The sequence below is a fragment of the Candidatus Halobonum tyrrellensis G22 genome (genome assembly GCF_000495475.1).
Lineage (GTDB): Archaea > Halobacteriota > Halobacteria > Halobacteriales > Haloferacaceae > Halobonum > Halobonum tyrrellense.
On sequence record NZ_ASGZ01000064.1, the window covers coordinates 95,694 to 111,106 of the forward strand.

Genomic DNA, 15,413 nt, shown 5'->3' on the forward strand with positions numbered 1-15,413 from the left:
CGGGGAGCGAGAGAGGCTAAACAGTTAGATATCAGTCGTCTTCGAGGAACGCCCGGAGCAGTTTCTGCTGGGCCGTCCGGAGGTGGCGGTGGAGCGTCGGCGAGGAGACGCCGAGCGAGTCGGCCAACTCCTCGCCCGTGGAGTCGCGCGGCCACTCGAAGTACCCCCCGTAGTACGCCGACCGGAGCGCCGCCGCCTGCCGTTCGGTCAGGTCGTCCGCGAGCCGTTCGCGCACCTCGCCGCCGGAGGCGGCTTCGGGTTCCGCCTCCCGCTTGGCCGTCAGGTGGACGCCCGGAAACGAGCCGGTCACCGCCTCGACGACGCTCCGGGCGTTCGCGTCCGTCGACAGCTCCGCGACCAGCCGCCCGCCGCGGGGGGCGACCCCGTAGGAGCGGACGTCGCCGCCGGAGTCGGCGATGGTCCGGACCGGCGACGACGCGAGTGCGAGTTCCAACAGGACGCCCACGGCGTCGCCGCCGACGAGTCGGACGTTCCCGACGGCGTCGGTCGCGGCCGCGTACTCGGAGACGGCGTCGGGCGTGACGTCCCGCGCGTCGACGTAACACAGGAGGTCCTCGGCGGGGACGATGCCGACCAGGTCGAACTCGCAGTCGAGTTCGGCCGCGGCGCTCGCGAGCGGCGCCGCCCCGCTCGCGACGTCGAACGTGAGTTCGGTCACCGTATCCGCGAGCAGTAGGCGTTTGTGCTCGACGGCCGCGAGCGCGGCTCCGACCTGCGCGCCGAGCGCCGACAGCGCGTCGCGTTCGGCGGCGCCGACCCCGTCGGCGTCGACGCCGACCCCGAGCAGCCCGCGGACCGACCCCCCGCCCGTCAGCGGAACCGCGACGACCGTCCCCGTCTCCGTCTCCGCGACGCGCGCCGTCCGGTCGTCCGTCGTCGCCGCCACCGCCGCCTCCCGGTCGGCGAGGGTTCGCTCGACCGCGTCGGCGTCCGTCCCCGCCGCCGCCCGGAGTTCGACCCCGTCGCCGGTGGCCGCCGCGGTCCACGCGAACCGGTAGGCGTCCGCGGCGGCGACGCGCTCGCAGACGAGTTCGTGCACGTCGGCGGACGTGGCGGCGTCGGCGAGCGCGTCCCCCACGGCGGCCGCGACGGTGACCGCGGCTTCGAGCCGCGCCGGCGGGCGGTCGGCCGCGCTCGCGTCGCCGGACAGCGCCGCCGCGACCCGCTCGGCGTCCGGCGAGTCGAGGTGGGGTTCGAGCGTCTCCAGCCGGTCGTAGGCGGTCACCGCGAGCACGACGCGGGGGTCGGTTCCGTCGTCGAGCAGTCGGCAAGCGTGTGCCGCCCGGAGGTCCCGGGTCGACACGTCCCGGAAACGGCCGTCGTCGGTCGCGTCGGCCGCCCGCTCGCCCGTCTCGCGGACCAGCATCTGGACCCGGCGCTCGGAGACGTCCACCAGCGGGTCGGCGTCGTCGACGGAACGGGCGTACTGCTCCAACGTGTGGGCCACCTCCGCCGGGAGGTACGCGTCGCGGCCGCCGGCGTCGAGAAAGCGCGCGTCGCCGACCGCCCGAACGTCGTCGGGACCCACCGACACCACCTCGCTCGGGCGGAGCCCCACCTCGCCGCAGAGTCGGACCACGAGGTCCGCGCGGTAGGTCCGGGTCGCGCGCCGGAGTCGGTCGTACCCGCCGGCGACGAGGAACCGAGCCATCCCGGGCATGATTCGGATCGTTTTGCCGAAACGAAATAGCTGTTACGCCGTAGCCGGCCGCTCGCAATCGATCTGTGATAGAGGGGTCGGCGCGACCGGAAGCACAGTTTCGGATCGAGCTACCGATCCGAAACGTCGCCGCCGTCCGACCCCGCGCCGCCCGACTCCAGTTCGCCGACGACCTCCGGGTTGCGGAGCGCGCTGATGTCGCCGTACTCCTCGCCGTTGGCGATGTCCTCTAGCAGCCGGCGCATGATCTTCCCCGACCGGGTCTTGGGGAGTCGCGGCGTGAACACCACCCGCTCGGGGGCGACCATCGGGCCGATGGCGTCCTCGACGGCCCCGACCACCGCCTCGCGCAGGCGGTCGTCGTCCGCCCGTCGCGCCTCGGGGGTGACGTACGCGTGGACCGCGGTGTCGCCGGCCGGCCGGTCGACGCCGACCACCGCAGTCTCGGCGACGCCCTCGACGCCGACGACCGCGCGCTCTATCTCGCCGGTGCCGACCCGACGGCCGCCGACGTGGAGCGCGTCGTCCGCGCGGCCGATCACCCGGACGTAGCCGTCGTCGTCGACCACCGCCTCGTCGCCCGCGAGGTACCACCAGTCGTCGCCGGCGGCGGCGTCGGCACCCCAGTCGGTCGCGGCGGCGAGTTCCCGCGGCATCCCCGGCCACGGCGACCGTATCGCCAGCAGTCCCGCCTCGCCGGGCGGTCGCTCGGTGCCGTCGGAGTCGACGACGGCGGCGTCGATGCCGGGCAGCGGCGGTCCCGCCGAGCCGGGTTTCATCGCGTCGACGCCCGGCAGCGTCGACACCAGAATCGCCCCGGTCTCCGTCTGCCACCAGGTGTCCACGACCGGACAGTCGCCGCCGCCGACGTGTTCGTAGTACCAGCGCCACGCGCGCTCGTCGATCGGTTTGCCGACCGTTCCCAACAGCCTGAGACTGGAGAGGTCGTGGTTCGCGGGGTACTCCGGTCCCCACTTCATGAACGATCTGATGGCCGTCGGGGCGGTGTAGAACACGTCGACCGCGTTCCGCTCGATGATCGAGAAGATACGGTCCTTCTCGGGGTGGTCGGCGGTCCCCTCGTACAGCGTCGTGGTGGTGCCGAGCGCGAGCGGGCCGTAGACGATGTAGCTGTGGCCGGTGATCCAGCCGATGTCGGCCGAACACCAGTAGGTATCGGAGGGCTTGATGTCGAGGACGTTCCGCGCGGTCCACGCGACGTGTGCGAGGTAGCCGCCGGTGGTGTGTGCGACGGACTTCGGTTCGCCCGTCGTCCCCGACGTGTACGAGAGGAACAGCACGTCGCCCGCCTCCCGCGCCACGGGGGCGAGTTCGCTCCCCTCGTGGGCGGCGACCAGCGCGTCGTAGCTCCGGTGGCCGTCGCCGCGGCGGCCGCCGTCCGTCCGGTCGCCGTCGAGTCGGTCGACCACCACCGTCGCGGTCAGGTCGTGGTCGACCGCCAGCCGGGCGTTGTCCGCCCGGCGCTTCTGGTTGATCGCGTCGCCGCGGCGGTAGTAGCCGTCGCAGGTGACGAGATACCGCGAGTCGGCCCGCTCCATCCGCGCCGCGAGCGCGTCCGCGGAGAACCCCGCGAACACCACCGAGTGGGGCGCGCCCAACCGGGCGCACGCCAGCATCGCCACCACCAGTTCGGGGACGACCGGCATGTACAGCGTGACCACGTCGTCCTCCGCGACGCCCAACTCGCGCAACCCCGCGGCGAACGCGTTGACCTCGCGGTACAGATCGAGGTAGGTGTAACTGCGCGTCTCGCCGTGGTGGCCCTCCCACCGGAGCGCGAGGTGGTTCTTCCGCTCGGCGACGTGTCTGTCGAGACACTCGTGGCTCGCGTTCAACCGGCCCCCGGCGAACCAGTCGAACGGCGGCTCCTCCCCCTCGCCGGCGAGCACCGCGTCGTACGGGTCGAACCAGTCGAGCAGGTCCCCAGCCTCGTCCCACGCCCCGGGCCAGCCGTCGGCGAACCGCCCCCGCGGGTCGGTTCGGAGGTTCGCCCGCTCGCGGAACGCCGCCGGCGGCCGGACCCCGTCGTCGGCCTCCATCGAGCGGAGGATCGGCCCTCGCGGAGAAAAGCGTTCCCACGACGGGCGACGGGCCGTGGTGCGCCCGCCGGTTCGCGGTGGCTCCCGTCCCCGCGGTGCCCCGTCGCTCCCGAACTCGTCGTCGCCGGGCGTCCCGCTCAGCCCACCGTCGTCGCGCGCTCGACCACGTCCTCGCCGTACCGTTCTTCGAGTTCCTCGCGCTGGTCCGGCCGGTGGTCGTACACGTCCTGGAACAGCCTGATCGGCGTCATCGCGGCCTGGTACGTCGCTTCGTCCCACATCCGGTCGCTACTGATCTCGACGTCGACGCCGTCGAGGCGGAGCGTCGCCGCCCGCTCGATGGCGATGGCGCCCGTGCCCGACTCGCGCGCCGCCTCGAACTCCTCCATCGAGTCGACCACGTCGCTCATGCTCGGGACGTACTCGACCAGTCCGAGCAGTTCCTCGCGGAGTTGCTCGGCGTCGAGGCGTCGCTCGTCGCCGCCGACGCGGAGGCGGTAGTCGTCGCCGGTCTCGTCGAGCGAGAGGCGGTCGCCGTCGTACGCCCACGCGCCGTCGCGGTCGTCGAGTTCGACCCGCCGGTCGCCGGCGCTCAGGAGCCAGCGGCCGGTCTCGGGGGGGAGCGGCGCGGTGTTCGCCTCGACCACCTGTCCGGGCGTCAGCGACCAGATGCCGGTCATCCCCTTCGCGCGGTTCGCCTCCATCCGCTCGCGGTAGCCCTCCACGTCGCGGATGTCGTCGTAGGGGCCGTCGACGGCGATGAGGCCGGCGGCGCTCGCTCCCCGCGAGGTGTTGTGTCGGAGTTCGGGCCACGGCGGGAGTTCGCCCGTTGGCGTCGTCGCGCGCATGTCCTTCGTGTAGTCCACCTCGCCGTCGACGAGGAGGAACAGGCGTTCGAGGCTGTTGGTGGGCTTGCCCACCTCCTCGCGGAGGTGTCGCATCGCGAGTTCGGCCTCGCCGCTCTCGACGATGACCGACATGGCGAGACTCCCTCGGTCGAGACCGTGCTCCGTCTCGACGAGCGTGAGCGCCTCGTCGGCCTTCTTCCAGTCGTCGATGTCGCCGACCTCCGGGATCACGAACCCGTCGATGTGGTCGACCGCGCCCCGGTCGGGGTCGGCGACGGTCAGCATCTGCTGGAACCCCCGATACCTGGCCGCCGGGTCGTCGCGGTGCCAGACGACCCGGGGGTGAATCTCGCCGGGGAAGTCGGCGCCGCTGTCGGCGACCACCTCGGCGACGTTCTCGGCGCCCTCCTCGCGCATCGACGGCGCGGTGGCGTCCTCGTTGTCGGGCACCCAGACGTCGGGCGCCTCCAACCCCCGGAGGTCGGCCGCCCGGCGGAGCATCTTCGCGGAGTCGTCCTCCCCCTCGACGGCGGTGGGCGAGGTGAAGAACGTCCGCACGAACTCGCGGTCGTGTCGGCGTTCGGTCATGGCGGTGTCACCTCAGTCGTCCTCCCCGGTCGTGCTCGTGATCGGGTCGTTCTCCTCGTCGCTGAACCCCTCGGACTCCTGCATCCGCTCGCGCGCCTCGGGGTCGAACGCGGCTTCGATCTCCTGGTAGCGCGACACCAGCGAGAGTTCGTGGTGACTCTCGGTCTCGTGGCCGAGGTAGCGCTCTTCGAGGTCGAACTGCGCCTGTTCGGCGTTGTCGGCGATGTTCTCGTAGTCCTCGTAGGCGGCGTGTGCGCCCGAGTGGAGCCCGTACAGCGTGATGAAGATGTACTCGTAGCCTAAGTCGCCCAACTCCGCGAACGTCAGCGGGTCCTCCTCCTCCGACCACGCGAACGACGACGAGTAGTTGAACGCCAGCGAGAGGTCGGGGTGGGTCTCGTGGATGGTCTCGGCGTACTCGACGGCGTCCTCCCGGCTCGGGTCGGGCATCTCCGGCCACACCAGGTCGACCCCGGCGTCGGCGTAGATCCGGCCGCGCTCCAAGTGTTCCTCCCAGTCGCCGTTGGCCGACCCGTACGCGTCGGTCCGGGCGATCACGACGGTGTCGTCGGACTGCTTGGCGTCGACGGCGGCCTCGAACCGCGAGCGCGCCTCCTCGCGGGAGACTATCTGCTTGCCCGCGATGTGGCCACAGCGCTTGGGCGTGGTCTGGTCTTCGATGTGGACCGCGGCCACGCCCGCCTTCTCGTACTCGCGGACCGCGCGGCGGACGTTGTGGACGCCGCCGTACCCCGTATCGCAGTCGGCGACCACCGGCAGGTCGCACGCGTCGACGATCCGCTTTGCGTTCTCGACCATCTCGGTCATCGTCACCATCTCCAGGTCGGGGAAGCCGAACTGCCCCAACACCGTCGAGTAGCCGCTCATGTACGCGGCGTCGAGCCCCGCCATCTCGGCGAGTCGCGCGTCGAGCGCGTGGTAGATGCCGGGCGCGAACACGTACTCCCGGTCGTCGAGCAGTTCGCGGAACTCCCGGCCCGCGGGGTTGTCGATGTCGCGGGCGGTGTAGTCGGGGTAGTCGGTGTTCATCGCGCACCCCCGTCGAGGCGGTGGCTCCAGACCGCCTCCGTCATCGTCTCGCGGCGTCGGTCGAACTCGGCGTCGGTCTCCGTGCCGGCGTCGGTCTCTCCGCTGGTCTCGGTGTCGGTGCTGGTCGGTCGCGGGACGGCCGGGAGGCCGGTGTTCTCCGCGTCGGTGTAGTGGCGTGACATTGGTCTCGTCCGTCTGGTGTCGTCGGGTCCGGTCGGACCGGTCGGACCGGTCGGCCGGGGCGGTCGGCGGCCGGTACCTCGGGTCGCTCGTCGTGCCGCGGGGCGTACGGACATCGCAGTCGGTTCGTCCCGCCATTCATAATTAAAGATAATGTACTATTGTGACGATACACCTCGATGATCGTTAATGAATAATATCGGTACTCACTCCCACACCCGACGGGCGGGACGGCGCGAACCGCGGGCGGCCGAATACGTTCGGGATCCTAGAACGGTGTTCCCGTCCCGTAGGAATCGGGTCGTGTTTATACGGTGCCGACGGCCGACGGATTACCTACAGCATGAGTAAACAGATCGGCGCCCCGGGCAAGGGGATCTCACGGCGGCGGTTCCTCGCGGCGACGGGCGGGACCGGCGCTCTCTCGCTCGCCGGCTGTACCGCACCCGCGAACTCGAATCTGGAGGCTGCGCTCGCTCAACAGACGGACGGGCTCCCGCGCACCGGCCCGCCCGAGGTGGTCGACCTCGACGAACTCGACGGCCAGGTGACGATGAAGACGGTCGAGGCGCGCCACGACGTCCACCCCGGCGAGACGATGGGCGGACCGATCCAGCTCCCGACCGTCTGGGCGTTCCAGGCGAACGACGGCACGCCGAGCGTCCCGGGGCCGATGCTCCGCGTCACCGAGGGTCAGGAGATCGAACTCACGCTCGACAACACCGAGATGTCGATGCCGCACACGTTCCACGTCCACGGGCTCTCCAAGACGTGGGAGAACGACGGCGTCCCCACCACGACGGGCGTGCAGGCCGACCCCGGCGAGTCGCACACGTACACGTACACCGCGAACCAGCCCGGCACCCACCTCTATCACTGTCACTACAACACGCCGTGGCACATGGAGATGGGGATGTACGGCATCATCCGGGTCGACCCCGAGGGGTACGAGGAGGCCGACCGGGAGTACTTCACGACGGTCCGCGAGTGGGACACCCGGCTCTCGCGGCAGTACGGCGGCGAGGACGCCACCTACGACATCACCGACCGGCGGCCCGACGCGTTCACCGTCAACGGCCGCTCGGCCCCCTACACGCTCCACCCCGAGGAGGGGTCGCCGATGATCGTCGAGTCGGGCGACACGGTGCGCATCCACTTCGTCAACGCGGGGTTCATGAGCCACCCGCTGCACTTCCACAACCACCGCTTTACGGTGGTCGAGAAGGACGGCGGCGTCATCCCGGAGGCCGCCCGCCACGGCGAGGACGTGATCAACGTCGCGCCCGCCGAGCGGTACACGCTGGAATTCGAGGCCAACGCCGACCCGGGGATCTACCTGATGCACTGTCACAAGGTGGACCACGTCCGCAACGGCACCTCCTACCCCGGCGGGATGCTCAACGCCGTCGTCTACGCCGACGCGATGGACACCGACATCTTCCGGACGCTCATGGGGTACGCGGGGTACGAGGTCTGAGGAGGGAGCCATGACCTCACAACCACCCACTCGCTCCCGCCGGTCGTTCCTCCGGGCGGGCGCGGCCCTCGGCGCCGGCGTGCTCGCCGGTCCCGCGGCGGCTCAGGAGACGGCAAACGGAACGAGTACGGGCACGCCGAGCAACGCGACCGCAACCGGCACGGCAACGCCGGGTAACGCCACCGCGACCGGAACGGCGGCGACCGGAACGTCGAGCGGTGGCGCCGACCTCGCGTCGTGGTTCTCGAACACGGACGGCGTCTCGGGCGTCGTCGACGAGCGGGGGTCGTCGGAAGTCACGGTCGACGTCGGCGCGTCGGGCAACGGCGGGTCGTACGCGTTCGCTCCCGCGGTGGTCAGGGTCGACCCCGGGACGACGGTCACCTGGGAGTGGACCGGCGACGGCGGGTCGCACAACGTGGTCGCCGAGAACGGGGCGTTCGAGTCCGATCTCCACGACGGCGCCGGAGCCACGTACAGCTACACGCCCGACGAGCCGGGCGTCGTCCGCTACGCGTGTGTCCCCCACAAGCCGATGGGGATGAAGGGGGCGCTCGTGGTCGGCGACGCGTCCGTCTCGCTCGGGACGGAGGCGGAGACGGAGACGGCGGGCCGCTCGTTCGACGGCTGGCTCGCGCGCACCGACAACTACACCGAGGTGGTCGACGAGCGCGGGAAGTCGACGGTGGTGGTCGACGTCGGCGTCGACGCCAACGGCGGCCCGTTCGGCTTCGGTCCCGCCGCCGTCAGGGTCGACCCGGGGACGACGGTCGTCTGGCGGTGGAAGGGGACCGGCGGTTCCCACCGGGTGTCCGCGCTCGACGGCTCGTTCCGGAGCGACCTGGCGAGCAGCCCCGGCCACGAGTTCGCGCGGACGTTCGACCGCGAGCGGGTCGTGAAGTACGCCTGCGAGGCCCACGCCAACCTCGGGATGCGCGGCGTGGTGGTCGTCGACGACGGCGACTCCGGCGGGATCTTCGGCGTCGACACCGGACTGGCGGCGGGCGCGGCCGTGGGGCTGACGGCGCTGCTCTCGCCGCTCGGACTCGGCCTCGCGGTCCGGTTGAACGGCGACGACGAGCCGGAACCCCCCGATCGACGGGGGTAGCTCGCCCGACTCGCGAACGGGGACGGCGGCTCGTCCGTCGACCGTCCGACCCCCGTCAGGACGCCGGCACCGCCGACGCGGCGCGGTTCGCGGCTCAGTCTACGTCGGGCGCGTCGGCGTCGACCAGCGTATCGTTCGCGAGGAGTTTCGCGAGTGCGTCCGCGTCGGCTTCGAGCGTCCGGAGCTGCCGCCGCAGGAGCTTCGTGGTGCCCGCGTCGCCGAGACGGTTGGCGAGCGCGACGTGTTCGCGGAACTGCACGACGAGCGTCGCGTACCCGTCGAGGTCGCGGTCGAGTGACGAGCGGACGTCGTAGCCGTGTGCCGCCTCGATGCGGAGGGGAGCGTGTTGGCGGATCCCCATCGGCCCGCAGACCGGAACGCCGCCGAGCGCGTGGACCCGGACCGCGAGTGCGTCGGTGACCGCGGCGAGTCGGTCGGCGGCGTCGCGGAGGAACGCCGCGACCTGTTCGAACTCGGCGCCCTCGGCGATCCAGCCGTGCTTGCGCACCTGGTTGAACAGGATGTACAGCCCCGAGAGGTCGTCGTCGAGCGCGTCGACCAACTGCTCGGCCGCCGCCCGGTCGAGGTGGAGCGCGTTGTCGACGACCGTGTCCCACTGTTGGCGCACGTGACTCGCGTCGGGTCGGCGGAGGTGCGGCGTCCCCGCCACGGTCACTCCACCTCCGTCCGTCGGACGAGCGTGTCGCCCGCGAGGAACTCCTCGACGCTGTGGGCGTCGTCTTCGAGGGTTTCGAGGTGGTCCCGGAGGCGCTCGACCGTGTCCTGATCGCCCAGGTCGGCCGCGAGACCGACGTGTTCGCGCACGCTCGCGACCAGCGCCGCGTACCCGTCGAGGTCGCCTTCGAGCGACGCGCGCAGGTCGTAGAGGTCCTCGGCTTCGAGGTGGACCGGCGCGCGCTCTTGGATCGTCGGCGGGGTGTTCGGAGGGATCCCTCCGAGTTCCACGATGCGGACCGCGATGGCGTCGTTGATCCGGCGCGTCCGCCGGTAGGCGTCGCGGAGGAACTCCGCGACCTCCCCGCGTTCGGACCCCTCGACCGTCCAGTAGTGCTTCCGGAGGAGGTAGAACAGGTTGAACGACCCCGCGAAGTCGACGGCGAGCGCGTCGACCAGTTTCTCGGCGTCCGCGCGGTCGATCCGGAGGTCGGTCTCGACGACGGTCCCCCACTCCTGGCGTCGCTCGCCCGCGTCGGGTTCGCGGACCAGTCGGCCGTAGTTCGTCGACATCCCGGTCACCTCACCGCCCCGCCCGGTCGCGGGCGGCGGCTTCGGGTCCGCGACGGCGATCCGTTCTGAGACACTCGACAACTCATCCCGTCGGTGTAGAACGGCCGGGTTCTTGAACGGTGCTGGTCGCCGCACCGCGGAGACGAGACTTCCCGGTCGCGACACGCCGCGATCTCGAACCCCCGTCCGGACCGTAGACAAACATATAGTATTTCGTAGTAGTGTGTAGAAAAGTTACTTCTGAGGGAAGTGGTCATCTCGTCCAGAATCGTTCACTCGAATGAATAGTTATCCGTCGCCGTCCTAGAGAGGAAATAACGGGGGTAGAGGCGGAAACACCGCCATCTCCGCTCGTCCCCTCACCCGAACGAGAAACCGATCGACCGATCGAGTCGTTCGAACGGGATCTCGCCGAAACACCGCCGAGTACCCTGATCCCGCGGGAGTAGCTCTCCAGTCGATATCAGCCGGATAGCGACTCTACAACTCGCTTGAAATACTAGATATACTATATTCGAATATAAGTAAGTATATTTTGATACTAATTGTAGCGGGAAAGGAATTACATCTGTATCTCTGTAATTCCGGTCCCCGGAACTCGCGGCGGTGACGGGCGGTCGGGGGTTCCGATATACCGAACGCGATTCGGTCGGAGTCGAGCGAGCGTCACCCGCAGGGGAACTCGTCTCGGGGGTGGGGTCGACCCCGTCGTCGCTCGTCGCGGGAGCGCGCCGTCGACTGCTCGGGCGTGGAGTCGCTTCGGGTCCCGTACCCGGCGGCAGGGGGAGAGGGGGCGCCGACCGGTCGCGGGTCGCGTTCCGTAAATCGGGACGGTCGACCGGTTCACCGCCCCGAGGGCGGAACGACGCCCCGGATGCGCCGTCGCTCGCCGCGCCTTATCGCGCCCACTCGGGCGGGAGGACACCCGGCCGGTCGACGTCGAGGCGGTCGCCGATCCGGGCCACCTCGACGACGCGGGGGTAGACGAAGGAGGTGGCGTGGTCGTGGAGCGACTTCGGGTCGGCCTCGAACCCCTTCCAGAGGTCGTAGTGGGTCGGCAGGAGCCGGTCGGCGCGGAGCGCGCTCGCCGCCTCGACCATCTCGTCGCCGTCCATGTACCACCGGACGGGTCGGGCTGCCGTCTCGCCGGGGCGGGTGAACTGGCCGACGGTGCCCAGCGCGAGCGCCGCGAGCGTCACGTCGAACCGTTCGTCGATCCGCGCGAGGTGGTCGCCGCCCTTCGTATCGCCGCCGTGATAGAACGTCCCGGAGGCGTGTTCGAACAGGTACGACACCGGTTCGGCCGCGTCGGAGTCCGCCGAGTCGAGGACGTGTACGGTCAGGTCGCCCACCTCGAACGCGTCGCCGGGGGTCACCGCGACCCGTCTGTCCGGGGGAGACGGAGTTCGCCGTCGTAGTCGGGGTCGGAGAGGCACGTCTCGGGTGCGTACAGCGCCGCGCCGGACCGCTCGACCAGCGGCCCGTACGACGGCGGATGCATGTGGTCGGCGTGTTCGTGCGTGACGACCACCGCGTCACACCGGGTCGCGTCGGCCGGGTCCATCGGCACCGGACACATCCGCACGGCGTCGGGGCGGTGGCCGCCGACCCCGAAGTACGGGTCGACGTACACCGTCGCGGCGGCGGTCCGGACGACGAACCCCGTCGCGCCGAGGTACCAGAGGCTCGGGCCGTCGACCGTCGCCGCCTCGACCTCCCGAACGAACCAGTCGTCCCACGTGGGTCGGATCATGGGTCAAGTGGTGTACGGTGGCGGGTCACATCAACGACGGTCGGCTCGGCGGTCCTCGGGCGGCGGGCGCGTTCGCCGCGTCATCCCGCCCCGGTCTCGAACTCGCGCCGGCCCACGGATATCACCTCGTCGACCTTGAGGAGTGCGGAGGCGACCTTCGCGGCGTTGTACGCGGCCTGTTCGAGCACGTACGCGGGCTGGACGACGCCCGCCGCCGTCGCGTCCGCCACCCCGCCGGTCGCGATGTCGACCCCGGCGGCCGTCCGTCCGTCCGCGTGCGCGGCGCGGAGGGCGACGAGCGCGTCGACGGGGTCGAGACCGGCGTTGCGCGCGAGAGTCGTCGGGACGGCTTCGAGCGCGTCCGCGAACGCCTCGACCGCGAGTTGCGGCCGGCCGTCGACGCCGGGTGCGGCGGCGCGGAGGCGCGCGGCGAGTTCGGTCTCGGTCGCGCCCGCGCCGGCGACGACGCGCCCGTCGCGGACGGTCCGCGCGACGACGTCCACCGCGTCGCTCACGGCGCGTTCGACCTCCGCGGCGACGTGGTCGGTCGACCCGCGGACGACGAGCGTCACGCCGTGGCCGTCGGGGTTCTCGACGTACAGCGGGCCGTTCGAACCCTCCCGGGAGACGTCGACACGCCCGAGGCTGTCGCGGGTCGCGTGCCGGGAGCCCGAGACGGCGGTCGCCCCCGTCACCTCCTGGAGGAAGCCGAGGTCGACCCCCTCGCGCTCGAGGTGTTCGACCGCGAGGACGCCCCGCGCGGCCAGTCGGGCGGCGATCCGGTCGTCGACCCGTTCGTGACAGAGCACGACGTCGACGCCGAGGTCCGTAACCCGGTCGGCGGCGTCGCGCGCGCGCCGGGTCTCGCGGCGGCGGAGGCGTCCGCGCCCGTCGGCGGTGCCGACCGCCACCCGCGCTTCGGTCTCGGGTTCCGGCAGGTCGAACGTCTCCTGGAGGACGAGCACGCGCGCGCCGGCGAGGTCGGTCGGCATCGAGTCGGCGACCGGCCCGGCGTCGAGGACCGCCCCGCGGCGGAGTTCGGAGGCGGCGGCGCTCGCGCCGGGTCGCGCGACGAGTTCGAGGTAGTCGAGGTCGACGACGCGCCCGACCCTGACCGCGGCGGTCGCGTCGAGCACCAGTCCGGCGAGCACGCCCGCGTGCCCCTCGACCGCCTTCCCCGTCAGGCTGGTCTCGGCGACCCGCCGGAGCAGGTCGTCGTCCGGGTCGTCCAAGTCGGCCGGGTCGACCGGGTCGGCCAGGTCGGCCAGGTCGTCGAGTTCGTCGAGCAGGCGGTCGGCCGCCCACTGGTAGCCGGTCACGACCGCCGCCGGGGGTGTCCCGTGGTCGAGCAGGCGGTCGGCCCCTCGGAGCAGTTCGCCCGCGAACAGCACCGCGGTCGTCGTCCCGTCGCCCGCCGCCGTCGCCTGCGCCTTCGCCACCTCCACGACGACGCGCGCCGCCGGGTGGTCGACGTCCATCGACTTCAGGATGGTCTCCCCGTCGTTCGTGACGGTGACCGACCCGCGCTCGGAGACGAGCATCGTGTCCAGTCCGGCCGGCCCGAGCGTCGACCGCACCGTGTCGGCGACCGCGCGGGCGGCGCCGACGTTGGACGAACGGGCGTCGGCGCCGCGGAGGTGCCCCACGTCGTCGGTCGCGACGGCCGCGAAGCGCGTGTCGCCCCTCCCCCGTCGCTCACTCATCGGCGTCCCCCGCGGGGACGACCGCGTCGACCCGGAGGAGCCGCGACGCCGCGTCCGCCGCCGCGGCGACCGTCCGCCGTCTCACCCACAGCGGGTCTACGATACCCGCCGCCGTCGCGTCCCCGAGGTCGGCCGTCTCGGCGCGGACGCCCGCCGCAGCCTCGCCCGCGTCGTGGCGCCTGCGCAACTCGACGAGCGCGTCGAGCGCGTCGAGACCCGCGTTCTCCGCGAGCGTCCGCGGGACGAGTTCGAGCGCGTCCGCGAACGCCTCGACCGCAAACTGCTCGCGACCGTCGAGGCGGGTCGCGTACGCGCGGAGGTCCATCGCCGCGCCCACCTCGGCCGCGCCGCCGCCGGGGACGACCCGCGGGTCACGCGAGAGCGCGCGGAGCGCCGCGAACCCGCTCCGCACCGCCCGCTCCATCTCGTTGAGCACCTGTTTGCTCCCGCCGCGCACCACTACCGCGACGCAGTCGGCGTCCTCGGTGGCGACGGTGAACACGTCCTCGCCGCCCAGCCTGCCGTGTTCGATGGACGCCGCCCGCCCCAGGTCCGAGGGGTCGACGACGCCGGCGTCGGTGACGGCGGCGCCCGTCGCGCGGGCGATAGCCCGCAGTTCGCTCTCGGCGACGCGCCTGACCGCGAGCACGCCCCGGTCGGCGAAGAACTGCTGGGCCCGCTCGTCGACGCTCTTGTCGCTGAACACCGCGTTCGCCCCGCTGTCGACGAGCCGTCTGGCCCGCGCTTCGACCGTCTCCGCCTCGAACGCGAGCAGCCGGTCGGCGTCGTCGGCGCCGTCGAGCGTCACGGGGCCGTGGTCGCCCGTCGTCGTCCGGGGGGTCAGGTTCGTGTTCAGACACGCGACCCGCGCGGGTTCGAGCAGTCGCGGCATGGCGGCGTGAACCGGTTCGCCCTCGTACAGCACCCCCCGCTGGAGGTAGCTGTCCGCGACCCGTCCGCCCGGAACCTTCGTCACCGTCACCCGGTCCCAGTCCACGTCGCCGGTCGCGGCGAGTTCCGTCGCCGCCTCGACGAGCAGCGAGGCGAGCGTCGCCTCGTCCCGGTCGTTCCCCCACCCGGCGACCGCCGTCCGCACCGCGCCCTCCGCCGTCGCACTGCCGAGGTCGCCCCCACCATCGACCCCCGGCCCGTCGTCAAGGGGCGCCGCGCTCGCGGCGTCCGCCAGCGCGGTTCCCGTCCGCCGGGCGGCGAGCGCGTAGCCGTCCGCCACCGTCGTCGGGTGCACCCCTCTCTCGAAGAGGTCGGCGGCCCGGCCGAGGAGGTCACCCGCGAGCGCGACGGCCGTCGCGGTCCCGTCGCCCACCGACTCGTCCTGTTCGACCGCGAGGTCGGCGAGCAGCCCCGCGGCGGGTACCAAGTCGAGGTTAACACGCATCTCCCCGAGGAGCGTCTTCGCGTCGTTCGTCAGGAGAACCATCCCGTTGCCGTCGACGAACATCTTGTCCATCCCCGTCGGGCCGAGCGTCGTGCGGACCGTCTCGCCGAGGGTGGCGCCGACGGCCGCGGCGGTTCGGCGGACCTCCGCCGTCGAGGGAGTTCCGTCGCCGGCGGTGGACGTGACTACCGTTCCCATACACCGTGGTAGTGGTCGGCGGTCTTAAACCTGTGCGCGCCGGGGCGCGGACGCGGCGGCTACCGTGCCCCGATCCGAGCGTTCCCGGCGTCACGAGCAACCGATCTGTGGCCGCGGATCGAC

11 protein-coding genes and 1 pseudogene are annotated in these 15,413 nt (G+C 71.8%); 2 read left to right on the forward strand and 10 right to left on the reverse strand.

Going from position 1 to position 15,413, the window contains the following annotated elements; translation table 11 throughout:
• Positions 1–31 precede the first annotated feature (31 nt).
• The 5 genes from K933_RS15915 to K933_RS15935 all read right to left on the reverse strand — a co-directional run bounded on the left by K933_RS15915 (position 32) and on the right by K933_RS15935 (position 6,409).
• Positions 32–1,681, reverse strand: coding sequence for a bacterio-opsin activator domain-containing protein (locus K933_RS15915; protein WP_049947949.1), 1,650 nt, complete (start codon positions 1,679–1,681; stop codon positions 32–34).
• Between the two features lie 110 nt (positions 1,682–1,791).
• Positions 1,792–3,741: an acetate--CoA ligase gene (locus K933_RS15920; RefSeq protein WP_023395781.1), complete on the reverse strand. Its 1,950-nt coding sequence runs from the start codon at positions 3,739–3,741 to the stop codon at positions 1,792–1,794.
• Between the two features lie 137 nt (positions 3,742–3,878).
• Complete coding sequence (aceB, locus tag K933_RS15925; protein ID WP_023395782.1) at positions 3,879–5,177, reverse strand: malate synthase AceB; 1,299 nt, start codon at positions 5,175–5,177, stop codon at positions 3,879–3,881.
• Positions 5,178–5,189: 12 nt separating this feature from the next.
• Complete coding sequence (aceA, locus tag K933_RS15930; protein WP_023395783.1) at positions 5,190–6,227, reverse strand: isocitrate lyase; 1,038 nt, start codon at positions 6,225–6,227, stop codon at positions 5,190–5,192.
• On the reverse strand, positions 6,224–6,409 hold the full coding sequence (locus K933_RS15935; protein WP_023395784.1) for a hypothetical protein: 186 nt from the start codon (positions 6,407–6,409) through the stop codon (positions 6,224–6,226). Before K933_RS15935 ends, aceA begins: the two co-directional genes overlap by 4 nt.
• A 341-nt stretch (positions 6,410–6,750) precedes the next feature.
• Here K933_RS15935 and K933_RS15940 point away from each other — a divergent pair, with 341 nt between their 5' ends.
• Together K933_RS15940 and K933_RS15945 are read left to right on the forward strand one after the other, a co-directional pair.
• Positions 6,751–7,884, forward strand: coding sequence for a multicopper oxidase domain-containing protein (locus K933_RS15940; RefSeq protein WP_023395785.1), 1,134 nt, complete (start codon positions 6,751–6,753; stop codon positions 7,882–7,884).
• A gap of 10 nt (positions 7,885–7,894) precedes the next feature.
• Positions 7,895–8,992 carry a halocyanin domain-containing protein gene (locus tag K933_RS15945; protein ID WP_080509305.1) on the forward strand — a complete coding sequence of 366 codons (1,098 nt, stop codon included), beginning with the start codon at positions 7,895–7,897 and terminating at the stop codon, positions 8,990–8,992.
• Positions 8,993–9,086: 94 nt separating this feature from the next.
• Here K933_RS15945 and dpsA (K933_RS15950) read toward each other — a convergent pair whose 3' ends face one another.
• From dpsA (K933_RS15950) to thsB, 5 genes and pseudogenes are all read right to left on the reverse strand, one after another.
• The gene (gene dpsA, locus K933_RS15950) at positions 9,087–9,662 is read right to left on the reverse strand and encodes a DNA starvation/stationary phase protection protein DpsA (RefSeq protein ID WP_049947950.1); all 576 of its coding nucleotides are present in this window, start codon (positions 9,660–9,662) and stop codon (positions 9,087–9,089) included.
• A 2-nt stretch (positions 9,663–9,664) separates the two neighbouring features.
• A complete protein-coding gene (gene dpsA, locus K933_RS15955; protein ID WP_049947966.1) occupies positions 9,665–10,240 on the reverse strand; it encodes a DNA starvation/stationary phase protection protein DpsA in 576 nt (191 codons plus the stop codon).
• A gap of 896 nt (positions 10,241–11,136) precedes the next feature.
• Positions 11,137–11,993: pseudogene (locus tag K933_RS19505) on the reverse strand (MBL fold metallo-hydrolase).
• Positions 11,994–12,073: 80 nt separating this feature from the next.
• Positions 12,074–13,696: a thermosome subunit alpha gene (gene thsA / locus K933_RS15965; RefSeq protein WP_023395789.1), complete on the reverse strand. Its 1,623-nt coding sequence runs from the start codon at positions 13,694–13,696 to the stop codon at positions 12,074–12,076.
• On the reverse strand, positions 13,689–15,290 hold the full coding sequence (gene thsB, locus K933_RS15970) for a thermosome subunit beta (RefSeq protein WP_023395790.1): 1,602 nt from the start codon (positions 15,288–15,290) through the stop codon (positions 13,689–13,691). Before thsB ends, thsA begins: the two co-directional genes overlap by 8 nt.
• Positions 15,291–15,413: the final 123 nt, after the last annotated feature.